Consider the following 17,068-nt stretch of genomic DNA (forward strand, 5'->3'; position numbering starts at 1 on the left):
TGCGAATGCAACACCGCGCCCCGGAGTTTTCCGTCAAAATCGCCGGCACGGAGGCAGAGCTGCGCGCTGCCCAGGCCCTGCGGTACGAGGTGTTCGTGCGGGAACTGGGCGGTGGCGGCGCGATGGTGGATCACGCGGCCGGGCTGGAGCAAGACCGGTTCGACCCGTTCTTTGACCATATGCTGGTCACCGATACCGCCACGGGCACGGTCGCCGGCGTCTACCGGCTGCTGCGGGACGATCAGGCGGCAAAGGCCGGGCAGTTCTACTCCGAAGACGAATATGATCTGAGCGTTCTGAAATCCTCCGGCCGCCGCCTGCTGGAGCTGGGGCGGTCCTGCCTGCACCCCGATTACCGCGGCGGGATGGCGATGTTCCACCTCTGGTCCGGGCTGGCGGATTATGTTGCGGCGCACGGGATCGAGGTTCTGTTCGGGGTCGCGAGCTTTCACGGAACCGATCCGCACCAGCTGGCCAGCCCGCTGGCCATGCTGCACCACAGCCACCTTGCCCCGCCGGAGCTGCGCGTGCGGTCTAAATCCTTTCAACCCATGGACTTGGTGGCCAAAGCTGACCTGGACCGCAAGCGCGCGATGCTGGAGACGCCCGCGCTGATCAAGGCCTACCTGCGGCTTGGCGGCTTTGTCGGCGAAGGCGCCTGTATCGACCATGCGTTCAACACCACCGATGTCTGCCTGATCCTGGACACCGCCCGGATGAATGAGCGCCAGCGCAAGATCTATGCCGGAGGCCGCGCCCGCCCATGAGCATCAGCTGGCACAGCGAGGAAGCCCCGGACCGGGTCCGCATCACCGCCCTGGGCTGGTGCCTGGTGCTGCTGCGCGGGGTGCCGCTGGCGCTGCTGGTGTTCGGCGGCCTGCTGCTGCTGCTGGCCGTGCGGCTGGTGGAGCGGCCGCTGTTCGGGCTCCAGCGGCCGGTGACGCCGTTCATCACCCAGTTTGTCTGCCGCAACGCGTTCCGCCTGATGGGGATCCGTTACATAACCCGCGGCACCCTGATGCGGCAGCGCGGCCCGGTTGTTGCCAATCATTCCTCCTGGCTGGATATCTTCGCGCTGAACGCGCGCAAGCGGATCTATTTCGTCTCCAAGGCAGAGGTCGCCGGATGGCCCGGCATCGGCTGGCTGGCGCGGGCCACCGGCACCGTGTTCATCGAGCGCAACCCCAAGAAAGCCAGAGAGCAGGCGGACCTGTTCGAGCAGCGCCTGCGCGCCGGGCATAAGCTGTTGTTTTTCCCGGAAGGCACGTCAACCGACGGGTTGCGTGTTTTGCGTTTTAAAACAACACTCTTTGCCGCTTTCTTCAATGACCATCTGCGCAATGGCCTGCACGTTCAGCCGGTGTCCGTAGTGTATCATGCACCCAAAGGGGCGCCCGCCCGGTTTTACGGCTGGTGGGGTGATATGGACTTCGGCCCGCATCTGCTCAAGGTGCTGGCCGCCCCGCGCCAGGGCGCGGTGGAGCTGATCTATCACCCGGCGTTGAAAGTGTCGGATTTCCCCGACCGCAAGGCGCTGGCCGCCCGGGCCGAGGATTTGGTGCGCAGCGGCCATCAGAAAGCCTTGCAAAGCTGAAAAATCGCGCCGGCTGCCGATTTCTGCGGCCGGACACTTGTCAGCTGACAATATCTGATCTATAGGCGCGGCTACGAACCCGCAGGCGGGGTTTGGCCTGATCAGGGGAGACATCCCTGACGGACCCCCGGTTGGAGCTTCTGCTCTGAACCCCCGCCGAGGATAGAAACCGGAAAGGAAAGAATAGCATGGCTCTTCCCGAGTTCACCATGCGTCAGCTGCTGGAAGCTGGCGTTCACTTCGGCCACCAGACTCAGCGCTGGAACCCGCGCATGTCGCCGTTCATCTACGGCTCGCGCAACGGCATCCACATCATGGACCTGACCCAGACTGTTCCGATGCTGGACCAGGCGCTGCAGGTTGTCCGTGACACCGTCGCCAAAGGCGGCCGCGTGCTGTTCGTCGGCACCAAGCGCCAGGCAGCCGGCCCGGTCGCCGAAGCCGCTGAGAAATCCGCTCAGTACTATATGAACCACCGCTGGCTGGGCGGCACCCTGACCAACTGGAAAACCGTTTCCCAGTCGATCAACCGCCTGAAGGAAATCGACGAGAAGATGTCCGGTGGCGCCGAAGGCCTGACCAAGAAAGAGCGTCTGGGCATGGAACGCGACCAGGAGAAGCTGCAGGCCTCCCTGGGCGGCATCCGCGAAATGGGCGGTGTGCCGGACCTGCTGTTCGTCATCGACGTGAAAAAAGAAGCGCTGGCCATCGCCGAAGCCAAGAAACTGGGCATCCCGGTTGTGGCTGTTGTCGACACCAACTGCTCGCCCGACGGCGTGGACTACATCATCCCGGGCAACGACGACGCATCGCGCGCCATCTCGCTGTACTGCGACCTGGTGGCCCGTGCGGCTCTGGACGGCATGTCGGCTCAGCTGGGCGCTGCAGGCGTTGACCTGGGCGCGCTGGAAGAAGCACCGGCAGAAGAAGCCGTGGCTGAAGAAGCCGCCGCCGAAGCCTGATCCGTCCTGTCACGGAATTGACATGCGGGGCAGGGTATTTCCTGCCCCAAATCCGTTTTTGAACTGAGGGAGCCTAACATGGCAATCACTGCAGCAATGGTGAAAGAACTGCGCGAATCCACCGGCGCAGGCATGATGGACGCGAAGAAAGCACTGGTCGAAAACAACGGCGACATGGAAGCCGCTGTTGACTGGCTGCGCACCAAGGGCCTGGCGAAAGCCGCCAAGAAATCCGGCCGTACCGCTGCTGAAGGCCTGGTGGCCGTGGTCGTCGAAGGCGGCAAAGGCGTTGCGGTTGAAGTGAACTCCGAAACCGACTTCGTTGCCAAGAACAGCGAATTCCAGGAAATGGTCGCAGCCATCGCCAAGGCCGCTCTGAACGCAGACGACGTCGAAGCGCTGAAAGCAGCCGACCTGGGCGGCAAGACCGTCGAGGCGACCCTGACCGACAAGATCGCCACCATCGGCGAGAACATGTCGCTGCGTCGCCTGGAGAAGCTGGAAGGCGAGACTGTCGTGTCTTACATCCACAACGCTGCCACCGCGGGCATGGGCAAGATCGGCGTTCTGGTTGCGATGAACGGCGGCGACCAAGCGATCGGCAAGCAGGTTGCGATGCACATCGCGGCTGTGAACCCCGCCGCGCTGTCCGAAGCTGAGCTGGACGCCTCCATCGTCGAGAAGGAAAAGCAGGTTCAGATCGACATCGCCCGCGAATCCGGCAAGCCGGAGCAGGTGATCGAGAAGATGATCGAAGGCCGCATGAAGAAATTCGTGGCTGAATCGACCCTGCTGAACCAGCAGTTCGTGGTGAACCCGGACCTGACCGTGGAAGCCGCTGCCAAGGAAGCTGGCGCCACCATCACCGGCTTTGTCCGCGTGGAAGTTGGCGAAGGCATCGAAGTCGAGAAAGAAGACTTCGCAGCAGAAGTGGCAAAAGCCGCTCAGGGCTGATCAGCACCGCTGATAGTTTGCGAATTGACCGGCGGGTGGCGTTGTCCACTCGCCGGTTTTTTTGTGCCGGCAGTCGGCCGTGGGCTGCGGCGGGAGCAAGGACGCGGCCGGGCAGCAGGCTGAAGCGGCTTGGAAGGTTGAGGGGCCCCACTGATGGGGATGGATGGAGCCCCTCCGGTATCCGGGATAGACGCGGACCAATACGCGCCTATACCCGACCAGGTAGGAGAGCCTTGAAATCGCAAGGGTCGTTACCCAAAGTTCCTAGGCCAAAGCCACCACTCACGGAACACGTGCAACATGCAGCGAATTACCCTATAACGGTAGTACTGAATTCCATACTTTTTGATGCCGATTGGCGTCGCCCCCTGGCGCGGCAGACACTTTCCCAGCCCGCGCAGCGGACCGGGAGCTTTCGGATAAACAAGAGAATTCAAAACTCTGGCAGCTGCGCTTCGGATCCGCCCCGGGTCCGGTTCAGGCCTCGACGACGTACATCTGATTGTGCAGCGCAGCCTTCAGAACGGCTTGCGCAGTGGTCTCCACCGCCAGGGACTCCCGGGCAAGACGCAGGTGTTTTTCAATCGTAGCGGGAGTGAGCCCCATCAGCAGCGCGATATCCTGCGTGGTCTTGCCGTCGCCGACCCATTGCAGAACCTCCCGCTGCCGCTTGGTCAAGTTGCGCTTGGGCGAGGCATAGGGCAGGGTGAGGATCTTCAGGTGCGCCACATTGTTCATCAGCACGATATCCTCGCCGTGGTCCGCCCACAGCGTGTCGACGTCGTCTTGGCTCATGCCAGGTTTTGCAGCCAGCGAGATCGCACCCTTGTACCGGTTCGACACGGAATGAAAGCTGATCGTATAGCCGGCGGTCATGTCCAGCTTCTGATTGAACTCCTGCACTTTTCTGGCCTCTGGCGTCAGCGTGCCGGTGGCGGCCATGTCCGCGGCAATGCGCCAGCTGCCGGCGCCTTCGTTTTCCAGTGCCCAGCGGAGCATGGGCGCCGACAAATACAGCCCCTCTTTCAGAAACCCGTTCAGGTACTCGTTCGGGTGATTGGACAGGATGACGAAATCTTCAGGATCGCCCAGCGAGGTCTCCGTCCTGAAACGGGTGTGCCCGTAAATCAGCCGGTCAAATCCAAAGGCGGCCATTTGTTTTACATGCTCGCACCACAGCTCCTCGGTGCTTTGGACGCCGCACAGGAAGCTCAAATAATCCTTTAACTTCATGACGGTGCAGCCTCATCCAGATGCGCTGCCAAGGCATCCAGCGCCAGCAGGTAGCCCTTTGCGCCAAAGCCGCAGATCTGACCCAGCGCCGCCTTGGCGATATAGGACGTGTGGCGGAACGTCTCGCGCGCGTGAATGTTTGAAAGATGCACCTCAACCGCCGGGATTTCCACGGAAATCAAGGCATCCATCAGCGCGATGGAGGTATGGGTATAGGCCCCGGCATTCAGGATAATCCCCTGATGCACGCCTTTGGCGGCGTGAATGGCGTCGATCAGCGCGCCCTCGTGATTGGATTGCAGGCATTCCACGTCAAAGCCCAGCGTTGCGCCATGCGCTTTGCATTCCTTCTCCACCATCGCCAAAGTGACAGATCCGTAGACCTCCGGCTGCCGGGTGCCGAGCAGGTTCAGATTGGGGCCGTTCAACACCAGAATACTCGCCATCAGATGTAATTCCTTGCTGTCCTTCTTCTTGAAGTTCTAAGACAATTCCCTTGGGAATGCGAATACACAAAAGGATGTGAATATGAAAAAACATCGTAAGCTGTAAATGCCCGGATCCCGGTTTGGATTGCGCGGAAGACTGGCAATTGGGTTTCATTTCTCCGCTTGCCAATGCATACCGGCTTGCGCGGCCTGTGCCCGGGCGGTTCCGGCGGCACAACCGGCTGCGCAGAACCTGAATAAAACTGGCACAAGACGGGAGAGCAGAGATGCAGGCTGACCGGTTCAGCAGGATTAAATCCTGGCAGCAACGCTATGTAGATGAACAAAAATACCCCGGAAGCGCGCTGCTGGTGAAGCGCGGCGGCGAGGAGTTGTTCTTTCACGCTGCAGGCCTGCGCAACATCGAAGAGCAGCTGCCGTTCAGCCGCGACACCCTGGTGCGGCTTTATTCGATGACCAAGCCGGTGACGTCGCTGGCGATGATGATCCTGCTGGAACGGGGGCTGTTCCACCTGGACGCGCCGGTCAGCGATTTTCTCCCGGAATTCAGTAACGTGCAGGCCCTGGTTCCAGGTGCCACTGCGATCAGCCAGACAGAACCGTGCCCGGTTCCAACGCTGCACCAGCTGCTGACCCACACCAGCGGGCTGAGTTACGCCTTCAACCCCGGCCTGGTGCCGGAGGCGATGGAGACAGCGGAAGTGCTGTTCAAGCCCGGTCAGGGCAGCCTGGCCTCGATGGTGGCGCGCCTGGCGGAATTGCCGCTGGCCTTCCAGCCGGGCACCCGCTGGGAATATTCGGTAGCCACAGATGTGCTGGGCCGTGTCGTCGAAGCGGTGTCCGGCAAACCCCTGGGCCAATTTTTCGCTGAGGAAATTTTCGCGCCGCTCGGGATGCGCGAAACCGGTTTCCGGGTGCCGGCCGGGGCAGGGAACCGCTTCGCCTCGCTGTATACGCCGCTGGCCGGCGATGCCATGGCATTGAATTCTGCCGAAACCGGCGCAGATCCGCTGCGGCTGACCGACAGCTGGCAGACCTCGCCGTTTCAGCAGGCGGACATGCACTCCGGCGGCGGCGGCCTGGTCGGAACGCTGGACGACTACATGGCATTCGCTGAGATGCTGCGGCACCGCGGGCGCTGCGGCGACGGCTTTATCATAAGCCCGCAAACCGCTGATTTCATGATGCAAAACCATCTTCCGGGTGAGATTGCCTCGTTGGGCCCGCAAAGCTTTGCAGAACAGCCGATGGAAGGTATGGGCTTTGGGCTTGGCGGTGCTGTGGTGCTGAATCCGGCCCGCGCGCGCTGCCCGGGATCGGTTGGCGACTTCAGCTGGGGCGGCATTGCCTCGACGTTCTTCTGGATCGACCGCAAACTGGACCTTTCCGTTGTCTTCCTGACCCAGCTGGCGCCGTCCAGTTCGTACCCGTCGCGCCCCGAGCTCAAAGCCCTTGTGCATGGCGCGCTGACAGCGTGACTTCCACGCACTGCGTTTCCGGGTATGATGACGAGCCTGTAAAAGACCTGACCATAGAAAGCCGCTTCTTATGACCGATACCGCCAAGGTGCTTCTCGATCTGCTGGATCTGGAGACATTGGACACCAATCTTTACCGCGGCTCCGGGTCCGGCGGCGAAACACCGACGCGCATCTATGGCGGCCAGGTGATCGCACAGGCACTGGCGGCGGCATATGCTTCTGTTTCCGGGCGGTTGTGCCATTCGCTTCATGCGTATTTCATCCGTCCGGGCGATCCGTCCAGGCCCGTTATTTACGAGGTCGATCCGTCCCGCGACGGCCGCAGCTTCACCACGCGCCGGGTTGTCGCGATGCAAAACGGCAAGCAGATCCTGAACCTGGCGGCATCCTTCCATGGCCAGGAAGACGGCTGGCAGCACCAGCATCCGATGCCGCAAGTTTCCGGGCCCGAGGGTTTGGAGCCGCGCCATGAAATCCTGCTGCGCAATGCGTTCCGGGTTGATCCGGCCAAGCGGGGTGAATTCACGCGCCCGCGGCCCTTTGAAATCCGCGAGGTTGCGCCGCGCGATCCGCTGGCGCCCGAAAAAACCAGTGACGTCAATCATATGTGGATCAGGATGGAGGCCGCCAAAGGCGCCGGGCCGGAACTGCAACATATCCTGATGGCCTATGCGTCGGATTTCGGTCTGCTGGGATCCTCGATGCGGCCGCACGGGCTGACGTTCCACAAACCCGGCGCCATGACCGCCAGCCTGGACCATGCCATGTGGTTCCACGCGCCGGTGCATTTCGAGAACTGGCATCTTTACACGATGGACGCGCCATTCACAGGCAATGGCCGCGGTTTCAACCGGGGCGCCATTTATACCGAGGACGGCCAACTGGTCGCCAGCGTTGCGCAGGAAGGGTTGCTCAGGCCGCTAAATTCTTGAATTTTCAAAGCTTTAGGGGTTCAAGTTAGACCGCATCTCTGCCAACTTCACATCTGTAATTAACATAATTCTGATTATAAGGCTGCTGTACAGCCCAAATCCGCCTTCTGCGTCAGGCAAAGAAAATGGCTTCCTCTGCATCAGAGGAAGCCAGTTATCACCGGTCAGGCTCCTTCATTGACTGCCCGAAAGTATTTTCTTACCTGGGCCATCCCGGTGTTCAGAACGGGCGCACCCGTTCCGGATTTCGTCCAAAGCAGGCTTTGTCCTGCTTCCGGCTATTTGTTTGCGGCGCCGTCGGGGGTATGCCGGCGCCGCAGGCAGAGGTCCTCAGCTGCAGCCGGAGGTGCCCCCGCAGGTGTTGCATTTCATGCAGGTGCCGTTGCGCACCAGCGTGTAGTTGCCGCATTCGCCGCAGGCTTCGCCCTCGTAGCCTTGCATTTTTGCCTTGGTGCGCGCGTCCATCCCGCCTGTGGTTTGCGCTGGTGCTTCTGTCGTTTCCGGGACCAGCGCTTGCAGCGCTGCCACCGGATCTGTTCCGGTGCCCAGCAAACCCGCGTCCAGCTGGCCGCCCTGCAGCACCACCAGTTCCTGCGGCAGACGCTTGCGCAGATAGCCGGTTGAGGAGATCTGCTTCAGCACTTCCAGCGACCGCGTTGCAGCGCTTTCGCTCAGCTCCGAAAGGTTCGACACGCCTTCCTCCTCGCCGCGGCCCAGATCGTCAAAGGTCGCGCCTTCGGGCTTCACATGCGCCAGATCGGTGCGGTCCAGATAGCTGACCGCCAGTTCACGGAATACATAGTCAAGGATCGAGGTCGCGTTCTTGATCGAGTCATTGCCCTGGACCATGCCCGCGGGCTCGAACTTGGTGAAGGTGAAGGCGTCGACAAACTCCTCCAGCGGCACGCCGTATTGCAGCCCGACCGACACCGCGATGGCGAAGTTGTTCATCATCGCCCGAAAGCCTGCGCCTTCCTTGTGCATGTCGATGAAGATTTCGCCCAGGTTGCCGTCCTCATATTCGCCTGTGCGCAGGTAAACCTTGTGGCCGCCGACAACCGCCTTCTGGGTATAGCCCTTGCGCCGCTGCGGCATCTTGGTGCGGTGCGATTTCAGCACCTCCTTGATGACCACTTTCTCGACAATCTTCTCGGCCAGCACCGCGGCCTTTTCGTGGGTCGAGCCGCTTTCCAGCACCTCCGCCGCGTCGTCGTCGTCCTCGACCAGCGCCGCCGCCAGCGGCTGGCTCAGCTTGGATCCGTCGCGGTACAGCGCGTTGGCTTTCACCCCCAGGCTCCAGCTCAGCTCATAGGCTTTCTGGCAGTCCTCGATGGTGGCCGAGTTCGGCATGTTGATGGTCTTGGAGATTGCACCGGAGATAAAGCTCTGGGCCGCTGCCATCATGTAGATATGGCTGTCAACACTCAGGAAACGCTTGCCTTTTTTACCGCAGGGGTTCGCGCAGTCAAAGATCGCGTAATGCTCTTCCTTCAGGTGCGGCGCGCCCTCCAGGGTCATGGTGCCGCAAACGTGGTCATTGGCCGCGTCGATGTCCTTCTTAGTGAAGCCCAGGTGGCGCAGCAGGTCGAAGGTCGGATCGCTCAGCTTAGGGCCCGGGATCCCCAGCACGCCGGTGCAGAAATCCTCGCCCAGGGTCCACTGGTTGAACACGAAGCGGATGTCAAAGGCCGACTCCAGTGCCGCGTCCACCTTGGCCAGCTCATTGGGGCCAAAGCCGTGACCGGCCAGCGACGTGTGGTTGATCGCAGGCGCATTGCCGATGGAGCCGTGGCCCACCGCGTAGGAGACGATCTCCTCGATCTGGGCAGAGCTGTAGCCCAGCCCCTCCAGCGCCGACGGCACCGAGCGGTTGATGATCTTGAAGTAGCCGCCGCCCGCAAGTTTCTTGAACTTCACCAGGGCAAAGTCCGGCTCAATCCCGGTGGTGTCGCAATCCATCACCAAACCGATGGTGCCGGTGGGTGCAATCACCGTGGTCTGCGCGTTGCGGTAGCCGTGTTTCTCACCCAGCTCCAGCGCCTCGTCCCAGGCGCTGGCGGCCAGATCGGTCAGCAGCGCGTCCGGGCAGCTGGCGATGTCCAGCGGCACCGGCTTCACCGACAGCGCCTCATAGCCGTCCGCGTTGCCCTTTGCGGCGTTGCGGTGGTTGCGGATCACCCGCAGCATGTGATCTGCGTTTTTTGCATAACCCGAGAAGGCGCCCAGCTCCGCCGCGATCTCGGCCGAGGTGGCATAGGCGACGCCGGTCATCAGCGCGGTAAGCGCGCCGCAAAGCGCCCTGCCCTCGTCCGAGTCATAGCCGTAGCCCATGTTCATCAGCAGGCCGCCGATGTTGGCATAGCCCAGACCCAGGGTGCGGAAGTCATAGGAGCGCTGCGCGATTTCCTTGGACGGGAACTGCGCCATCATCACCGAGATTTCCAGCGTCAGCGTCCACAGGCGGCAGGAATGCATGAACTCATCCGCCTGGAACAGCCCGTCCTTCAGGAAGCTCAGCAGGTTCAGAGACGCCAGGTTACAGGCGGTGTCGTCCAGGAACATGTATTCCGAACAAGGGTTTGAGCCGCGAATTTCACCGTCTTCCGGGCAGGTGTGCCACTCGTTCACGGTGTCGTGGAACTGGATGCCCGGATCGGCGCAGGCCCAGGCCGCATGGCCGACCTTCTCCCACAGATCCCGCGCCTTCACCACCTTGGCAACCTTGCCGTCGGTGCGGTTGATCAGCTCCCAGTCGGCGTTCTTTTCGACCGCGTGCAGGAAGGCGTTGGTCACCCGGATCGAGTTGTTGGAGTTCTGCCCGGAAACCGAGCTGTAGGCTTCCGAATCCCAGTCGGTGTCATAGGTCGGAAACTCGATCGCGGTGTGGCCCTGCTTGGCGTAGTCCAGCACCCGCTTGATATAGGTTTCCGGGATCGCCACCTTCTTGGCTTCGCGGATCGCGGATTTCAGCCCGCCGTTCACCGCCGGGTCATAGGCATCGGCTTCAGCGCCGTCCCAGCTGCGGATCGCCTCGAAAAGACCGTTCAGCATCTTCTCGTGCATCTTCGAACCGGCAACGATCGAGGCGACCTTCTGCTCTTCAATCACCTTCCACTGGATGAACTGCTCGATATCCGGGTGATCGGCGTCGACGATCACCATTTTTGCTGCCCGACGGGTTGTGCCGCCTGATTTGATGGCGCCCGCCGCGCGGTCGCCGATTTTGAGGAAACCCATCAGGCCCGAGGATTTGCCGCCGCCGGACAGCGGCTCGCCTTCGGCGCGCAGATGGGAGAAATTGGTGCCGGTGCCGGAGCCGTATTTGAACAGCCGTGCCTCGCGCACCCACAGGTCCATGATGCCGCCGTCCTTGACCAGGTCATCGGAGACCGACTGGATGAAGCAGGCGTGCGGCTGGGGATGCTCATAGGCGCTGTCCGACTTGGTCAGCTTGCCGGTCTTGTAGTCGACATAGTGGTGGCCCTGCGCCGGGCCGTCGATGCCATAGGCCCAATGCAGGCCGGTGTTGAACCACTGGGGCGAGTTCGGCGCCGAACGCTGGGTCGCCAGCATGTAGCGCATCTCGTCGTAGTAGGCGCGCGCATCCTCCTCGGAGGAGAAATAACCGCCCTTCCAGCCCCAGTAGGCCCAGGCGCCCGCCAGACGGTCGAATACCTGCTTGGAGGAGGTCTCACCGCCCGTTTCCGCGCCCTCTTCGGGGACAGAGCGCCACAGGAATTCCGGCACGCCCTTTTCGCGGACCTTCTTCAGGCGCGAGGGCACGCCGGCCTTGCGGAAATACTTCTGGGCGATGACATCGCTGGCCACCTGGCTCCAGGACGCGGGGATTTCGATGTTGTCGAGACGGAAAACGATGGTCCCGTCCGGGTTGCGGATTTCCGAAGTGGCCGAGACAAAGGCCAGATCGGCATAGGCATCCTGTCCGGGTTTGGTGAATTTCCGTTCGATCTTCATGCTTTGCCCCTTCTCAAGCACTCGTCGTTCATGTGTCGCGGTGCCCCCGCACCATCCAGCCCCGGCCGCAGACCGCACAAACACTCCTGCGCCCGCAGCATTTGGCGCACCCGAGGCCCTCGCCGGCCATTCTTCCAGGACTGTGTGCTGTTTTTCAGCGTTGTTGCTGCGGCTCCGAAATCCACCAGATTTAGTACCGTCGCAACCGGTGAACACAATTTGGCGTATTCCGACACAAGGGGTCAACGCTAAATTTACGTCTTGGAAAGGATCTTTGCTGTTGACGCTTTCTGCGGTTTGCAGGGTCCGTCAAGGCGTCTCGATTCATCCACAGGCCATCTTTCTTTCCGCGCCATCCGGACATCCTGCAAAGACCCGGATTTTGTAGTGTCAGGCGAGTGACTTGCCGCCTTCCGGGCGAAACGCGGCGGCCTGAAGATCCGGGCCGTGACAGGGTTTTTTCAACACCGCCCAGGGCGGTAACAGTAAAACCCGTTTACGGTGGCCTTGCCGTACCGTCACGCAGCCCGCGGCAACGCATCCCTGCTGCAATTAACCTTTTGACGCGCCTCCGCAGCAGATCATTAAAGAAGCCTTAACAGGAGGTTAAGGAAGTATTAACACCCCTGATTGCAGTAGCGCTAAATTGCTCCTCAAATACGCGAAACGATTCCCGCAGGGCGGACTGCCCTGCAAAGATTCGCCGCAACATATGGTGTGAAGTGGTCGGGGCGGCGAGATTCGAACTCACGACCCCCTGTACCCAAAACAGGTGCGCTACCAGACTGCGCCACGCCCCGGACCGTGCGCCTTCCTATCTGCGCCGGATGGATTTGAAAACCCCTAACAGGGCCAAACTGCCCCGCTGCCGGAAAAAATTTCGTGCCGCATCTGGGTGCCCGCGGAAATGCCATAGCGGCGCGCCAGCCCGCCGTTGATTTCCAGCACCGCAAACACCTGGTCGCCGCCCGGGATCGGGGTCAGGTCGCCCGGCACAGCGTTGCTGTGAACCGAGGTCACCCGGCCCTGCTGATCCAGGAAAATGATGTCGAGCGGGATCAGGGTGTTCTTCATCCAGAACGCGGCCGGCTGCGGCTGGCCATACACAAACAGCATCCCGGCCCCGCGCGGCAGGTCCTCGCGGAACATCAGGCCCTGCGCCCGTTCGGCTTCGCTGTCGGCAATCTCAACATGAAAGGCGGTCTGCCCCCAGGCGCCGCGCAGGTCGACCCGGTCCGGCGCGCAGTCCGCGGCCAGCGCCGGGGCGGCCCAAAACACTGCAGCGGCACACCAGCTCAAAGGAACCAGGCGCCGCCCCATGGTCTCAGTCCGTGCTGCCGGGCATCAGCGCGGCTTCCCAGGCCAGCACTTCCACCGCCATGCGGCCGCGTTTGCCGTCGATCACCCGCATCGCCAGCGCTTCGCCGGGCTGCAGGTCGGCAAGCCCGGACTGGCGCAGAACCTCTACATGCAGGAACACATCCTCGCCGCGGCCGAACACATTGGCAAAACCGAAGCCCTTGCCCTTGTCGAACCACTTGACCCGTGCCGGCTCCAGCGGCTCGCTTTGCAGGCTGTCCATGTCCAGCTCGGCAAAATCGCTCAGCACCGGGGTGTCGTCGCGTTCGGGCGGCATGATGGACAGCACTTCAACCGCCTGCACGCCGCGGCCGGTCTGATGCGTCACAATCTCGATCCGGGCCCCGTCCGCAACAGAGCTTTGGCCGAAGTTGCGCAGCACATTAACGTGGAGAAGAATGTCCGGGCCGCCCTCGTCAGATACGACAAACCCGTACCCTTTGGCCGGGTCGAACCACTTCACCAGCCCCTGAATCTGCTGCAAGCTGCTGAGATCTTCTGCCACTTACTTCACCCACCGCGTTTTTTTATTTTTGATGCAGCCCTGATGCGCGATTCTGACCTTGGATTTCAAGCTAAAAAGTCGCGAAATTGTCATGAAACTGCTATTGACCCTAGGTAAACCTTAACCAATTCTATCAAGGATTAAGCCGGAGAATTTCCCATTCTCCGGCGCTGTCTTCACGGCGCCAGCGGAAGCGGTCGTGCAGCCGGAATGCGCCATCTGCCCAGAATTCGATTTCCACCGGCGTCAGCCGGTAACCGCCCCAGAACGGCGGCCGCGGCGGGTTCGGACCCTTGGCGGCCGTCACCTTTGCCACCCCCGCCATCAGCGCGCCGCGGCTGTCCAGCGGCTGCGACTGCTTCGAGGCCCAGGCGCCCAGCCGGCTCTTGAGCGAGCGGGACTTGTAGTATTCATCTGCCTGCGGGCCGTCTTCGCGGCTGATCGTGCCGCGCACGCGGATCTGGCGGCGCAGCGATTTCCAGTGCATCACAAAGGCCGCCTTGCCGGCCTGTTCCAGCTCCTGCGCCTTGGCGCTTTCGTAGTTGGTGTAAAACACAAACGCCCCGTCCTCGATGTCCTTCAGCAGAACCATCCGGGTGTTCGGCAGCCCCGAGCTGTCGACCGTGGCCAGCGCAATGGCATTGGGATCATTGGGTTCGGTCTGCTCCGCCTCTGCCAGCCAGGCGCGGGCAATGGCAAACGGATCCTCGCCCGCGAAAATTCCAGATCGGTCAGACATTTCTGCACCTCTTCATGGGGTTTCGCAGCAACCTATGCAGCTTCCTGCCCGGCGGCAAGAGCGTGAACCCTTGAAGCGGCCCGCGCGGCATACTAAACACCGTCTAATTCAAGAGATCACAGGCGGAGAACCTGCATGTCTAGTCAACTGATGGCCGGTAAGCGCGGCCTTATCATGGGCCTGGCCAACGACAAATCCATTGCTTGGGGGATCGCCAAGGCCTGCGCCGATGCCGGCGCCGAGCTTGCCTTTTCCTATCAGGGCGAAGCGCTGAAGAAGCGTGTCGGCCCGCTGGCCGAACAGCTGGGCAGCGATATCGTGCTGCCGTGCGATGTATCGGACGAGGCCTCGATCGACGGCCTGTTCGCAGAGCTGGAAGCCAAATGGGGCAAGCTGGACTTCGTCGTTCACGCCATCGGCTTTTCCGACAAGAACGAGCTGCGCGGCCGCTATGTCGACACCAGCCGCAGCAATTTCCAGATGACCATGGACATCTCGGTCTTTTCCTTCACCGCGGTTGCGAAACGCGCCGAAAAGCTGATGGGCGAAGGCGGCTCGCTGCTGACCCTGACCTATTACGGTGCTGAGCAGGTGATGCCTCACTATAATGTGATGGGTGTGGCCAAGGCCGCGCTGGAGGCCTCGGTGAAATACCTGGCCGAGGATCTGGGCAAGGACGGCATCCGCGTCAACGCGATCTCTGCCGGCCCGATCAAGACCCTGGCTGCGTCAGGCATCGGCGATTTTCGCTACATCATGAAGTGGAACGAGTACAACTCGCCGCTGCGCCGCAACGTGACCATCGGCGATGTCGGCAATTCGGCGCTGTACCTGCTGTCCGACCTCAGCTCCGGCGTGACCGGCGAGAACCTGCATGTCGATGCCGGCTATCATGTGGTGGGCATGAAGGCGGTGGATGCACCGGACATTTCGAAGTAAAAACACATACCGGGCCCGGACAGCACACCGGGCGCCGGCAAGCTGACGCGATCTCGCGGGGAGCAAGAAATATGACTGACCGTTTGCCGCACGAAAAAGGCTTTCACATCAGCTGGGATCAAATCCACCGCGACAGCCGCGCGCTCGCCTGGCGGCTGGACGGGCAAGGCCCCGACAGCGGCGCCTGGCGCGCCGTGGTGGCGATCACCCGCGGCGGCATGGCGCCGGCCATGATCGTCAGCCGCGAGCTGGACATCCGCACCGTCGACACCATCTCGGTGCGCTCCTACCACCACCAGGCCCAGGGTGAGGCCGAGGTGCTGAAAGCCCCGGATGAGAACCTGATGGGCGACGGCGAGGGCGTGCTGATCATCGACGATCTGGTCGACAGCGGCAGAACCCTGGAACTGGTGCGCGAGATGTACCCCAAGGCGCATTTCGCCACCGTCTATGCCAAGCCAAAGGGCCGTCCGATGGTGGACACCTTCATCACCGAGGTAAGCCAGGACACCTGGATCTTCTTCCCCTGGGACATGGCGCTGCAATATGTGGAGCCTTACCGCGGCAAGGACTGATCCGGCCCCGGCGGACAAACCTGCAAAGGCGCGCGTCACAGCGCGCCTTTTTCTTTGGCCCTGCCCGCACCGGCCGTTACCGCTTGAGCTGCCTAGGCGGCCGTGCCAGACATAGGCCGGCGCCCGGTCCCGCGCGCCCGTCACCTCAGCCGCAGCCCGGAGCCGCTCATGCCCCTGCCCCGCACCCAAGCCACCTTTGTCTCGCCCATCGTCGAATCGCGCCGCTGGGTGGCCGGGGCCGCATTTCCGCCGGACCGCCCGCTGCTGAACGTGAGCCAGGCCGCCCCGGCCGAAGCCCCGCCGGAAGGGCTGCGGCAGGCGCTGGCCGATGCGGCGCTGAACGACGTCTCGGCCCATCTCTATGGCCCGGTGCTGGGCAATGAGCCGCTGCGCCGGGCGCTGGCGCAGCAGATCTCCACCCATTACCAGGCGCAGGTGCAGACAGAGCAGGTTGCCATCACCTCCGGCTGCAACCAGGCCTTTGCCGCCGCCATCGCCGCCCTCTGCGGTGAAGGGGATGAGGTGATCCTTCCGGTGCCCTGGTACTTCAATCATAAAATGTGGCTGGACATGGCGGGCGTCACCGCCGTGCCGCTGCACGTGGGCGACGGTATGCTGCCCGCCCCGGCAGCTGCCGAAGCGCTGATCACGGACCGCACCCGCGCCATCGTTCTGGTGACGCCCAACAACCCCTGCGGCGTGGAATACCCCGATGGCCTGGTGCAGGCCTTCTTCCGCCTCGCCCGCGACCGCGGACTGGCGCTCATTGTGGATGAGACCTACCGCGATTTCGACAGCCGCGCGGGCGCGCCGCACGGTCTGTTCCAGATGCCGGACTGGGACCGCACGCTGATCCATCTCTACTCCTTTTCCAAGGCCTACCGGCTGACCGGCCACCGGGTTGGGGCCATCGCAGCCTCTGCCGCGCGAATGTTCGAATTGGAGAAGTTTCTGGACACCGTCACAATCTGCCCCTCGCAGCTCGGCCAGGCCGGCGCGCTTTGGGGAATTGAAAACCTGCAGGGCTGGCTGGCAGGCGAACGGCAGGAGATCCTGAACCGCCGCGCCGCGATCGAAGACGGCTTCCCGGTGCTGGCCGCCAAAGGCTGGAAACTGCTCGGATGCGGCGCCTACTTTGCTTATGTGGAGCATCCCTTCGGCGCCCCGGCGGAGGAGATCGCGAAGCAGCTGGTGGCCGAGGCCTCGATCCTGATGCTGCCGGGCTCGATGTTCATGCCGGCAGGCGACCCCGACGGCGACCGCCAGTTCCGCATCGCCTTTGCCAATGTGGACAGGACGGGTATCGGCACGCTGTTTGACCGCCTTGCGGCCTTTAACCCCTGATCACCCGGCAGTTTGATCCGCAACCGTC

General features: G+C 62.2%; 15 protein-coding genes and 1 tRNA gene. 9 read left to right on the forward strand and 7 right to left on the reverse strand.

Annotation, left to right across the window (positions count from 1 at the left end):
* The first annotated feature begins 5 nt into the window (after nucleotides 1-5).
* The 4 genes from olsB (at nucleotide 6) to tsf (ending at nucleotide 3,510) form a co-directional block, all read left to right on the forward strand.
* A complete protein-coding gene (gene olsB, locus PHA8399_RS15095) occupies nucleotides 6-767 on the forward strand; it encodes an L-ornithine N(alpha)-acyltransferase (RefSeq protein ID WP_058286940.1) in 762 nt (253 codons plus the stop codon).
* Nucleotides 764-1,594 (forward strand): lyso-ornithine lipid O-acyltransferase, encoded by an 831-nt coding sequence (gene olsA / locus PHA8399_RS15100; protein WP_058286941.1) that lies wholly within the window; start codon nucleotides 764-766, stop codon nucleotides 1,592-1,594. The genes olsB and olsA overlap by 4 nt, the downstream gene beginning before the upstream one ends.
* Nucleotides 1,595-1,782: 188 nt before the next feature.
* A complete protein-coding gene (gene rpsB / locus PHA8399_RS15105) occupies nucleotides 1,783-2,556 on the forward strand; it encodes a 30S ribosomal protein S2 (protein WP_058286942.1) in 774 nt (257 codons plus the stop codon).
* A gap of 78 nt (nucleotides 2,557-2,634) precedes the next feature.
* Nucleotides 2,635-3,510: a translation elongation factor Ts gene (gene tsf, locus PHA8399_RS15110; protein WP_058286943.1), complete on the forward strand. Its 876-nt coding sequence runs from the start codon at nucleotides 2,635-2,637 to the stop codon at nucleotides 3,508-3,510.
* A 477-nt stretch (nucleotides 3,511-3,987) separates the two neighbouring features.
* On the opposite strand, the gene PHA8399_RS15115 is transcribed toward tsf, so the two are convergent.
* Both PHA8399_RS15115 and aroQ read right to left on the reverse strand, forming a co-directional pair.
* A complete protein-coding gene (locus PHA8399_RS15115) occupies nucleotides 3,988-4,743 on the reverse strand; it encodes a helix-turn-helix transcriptional regulator (RefSeq protein ID WP_058286944.1) in 756 nt (251 codons plus the stop codon).
* Nucleotides 4,740-5,189, reverse strand: coding sequence for a type II 3-dehydroquinate dehydratase (gene aroQ, locus PHA8399_RS15120; protein ID WP_058286945.1), 450 nt, complete (start codon nucleotides 5,187-5,189; stop codon nucleotides 4,740-4,742). The genes PHA8399_RS15115 and aroQ overlap by 4 nt, the downstream gene beginning before the upstream one ends.
* A 269-nt stretch (nucleotides 5,190-5,458) precedes the next feature.
* Between aroQ and PHA8399_RS15125 the strand changes: the two genes are divergently transcribed.
* Together PHA8399_RS15125 and PHA8399_RS15130 are read left to right on the forward strand one after the other, a co-directional pair.
* Nucleotides 5,459-6,670 (forward strand): serine hydrolase domain-containing protein, encoded by a 1,212-nt coding sequence (locus PHA8399_RS15125; protein ID WP_058286946.1) that lies wholly within the window; start codon nucleotides 5,459-5,461, stop codon nucleotides 6,668-6,670.
* A 70-nt stretch (nucleotides 6,671-6,740) separates the two neighbouring features.
* The gene (locus tag PHA8399_RS15130; RefSeq protein WP_058286947.1) at nucleotides 6,741-7,604 is read left to right on the forward strand and encodes an acyl-CoA thioesterase; all 864 of its coding nucleotides are present in this window, start codon (nucleotides 6,741-6,743) and stop codon (nucleotides 7,602-7,604) included.
* 330 nt (nucleotides 7,605-7,934) lie between these two features.
* Here the strand turns inward: PHA8399_RS15130 and PHA8399_RS15135 are convergent, their stop codons facing one another.
* The 5 genes from PHA8399_RS15135 to pdxH all read right to left on the reverse strand — a co-directional run bounded on the left by PHA8399_RS15135 (nucleotide 7,935) and on the right by pdxH (nucleotide 14,182).
* Complete coding sequence (locus PHA8399_RS15135) at nucleotides 7,935-11,579, reverse strand: vitamin B12-dependent ribonucleotide reductase (RefSeq protein ID WP_058286948.1); 3,645 nt, start codon at nucleotides 11,577-11,579, stop codon at nucleotides 7,935-7,937.
* A gap of 723 nt (nucleotides 11,580-12,302) precedes the next feature.
* Nucleotides 12,303-12,379 (reverse strand) — tRNA-Pro (locus PHA8399_RS15140).
* A 43-nt stretch (nucleotides 12,380-12,422) separates the two neighbouring features.
* Nucleotides 12,423-12,899, reverse strand: coding sequence for a DUF192 domain-containing protein (locus tag PHA8399_RS15145; protein WP_058286949.1), 477 nt, complete (start codon nucleotides 12,897-12,899; stop codon nucleotides 12,423-12,425).
* A 4-nt stretch (nucleotides 12,900-12,903) separates the two neighbouring features.
* Nucleotides 12,904-13,443 (reverse strand): cold-shock protein, encoded by a 540-nt coding sequence (locus tag PHA8399_RS15150; RefSeq protein WP_058286950.1) that lies wholly within the window; start codon nucleotides 13,441-13,443, stop codon nucleotides 12,904-12,906.
* 133 nt (nucleotides 13,444-13,576) lie between these two features.
* Nucleotides 13,577-14,182: a pyridoxamine 5'-phosphate oxidase gene (pdxH, locus tag PHA8399_RS15155; RefSeq protein WP_058286951.1), complete on the reverse strand. Its 606-nt coding sequence runs from the start codon at nucleotides 14,180-14,182 to the stop codon at nucleotides 13,577-13,579.
* 135 nt (nucleotides 14,183-14,317) lie between these two features.
* Here pdxH and fabI point away from each other — a divergent pair, with 135 nt between their 5' ends.
* The 3 genes from fabI to PHA8399_RS15170 all read left to right on the forward strand — a co-directional run bounded on the left by fabI (nucleotide 14,318) and on the right by PHA8399_RS15170 (nucleotide 17,040).
* Nucleotides 14,318-15,121, forward strand: a complete 804-nt coding sequence (gene fabI / locus PHA8399_RS15160; RefSeq protein ID WP_027237684.1) for an enoyl-ACP reductase FabI — start codon at nucleotides 14,318-14,320, stop codon at nucleotides 15,119-15,121.
* A gap of 71 nt (nucleotides 15,122-15,192) precedes the next feature.
* Nucleotides 15,193-15,696 carry a xanthine phosphoribosyltransferase gene (gene gpt / locus PHA8399_RS15165; RefSeq protein ID WP_058286952.1) on the forward strand — a complete coding sequence of 168 codons (504 nt, stop codon included), beginning with the start codon at nucleotides 15,193-15,195 and terminating at the stop codon, nucleotides 15,694-15,696.
* A gap of 168 nt (nucleotides 15,697-15,864) precedes the next feature.
* The gene (locus tag PHA8399_RS15170; RefSeq protein ID WP_058286953.1) at nucleotides 15,865-17,040 is read left to right on the forward strand and encodes an aminotransferase; all 1,176 of its coding nucleotides are present in this window, start codon (nucleotides 15,865-15,867) and stop codon (nucleotides 17,038-17,040) included.
* Nucleotides 17,041-17,068: the final 28 nt, after the last annotated feature.

The sequence above is a fragment of the Leisingera aquaemixtae genome (assembly GCF_001458395.1).
GTDB classification, from domain to species: domain Bacteria; phylum Pseudomonadota; class Alphaproteobacteria; order Rhodobacterales; family Rhodobacteraceae; genus Leisingera; species Leisingera aquaemixtae.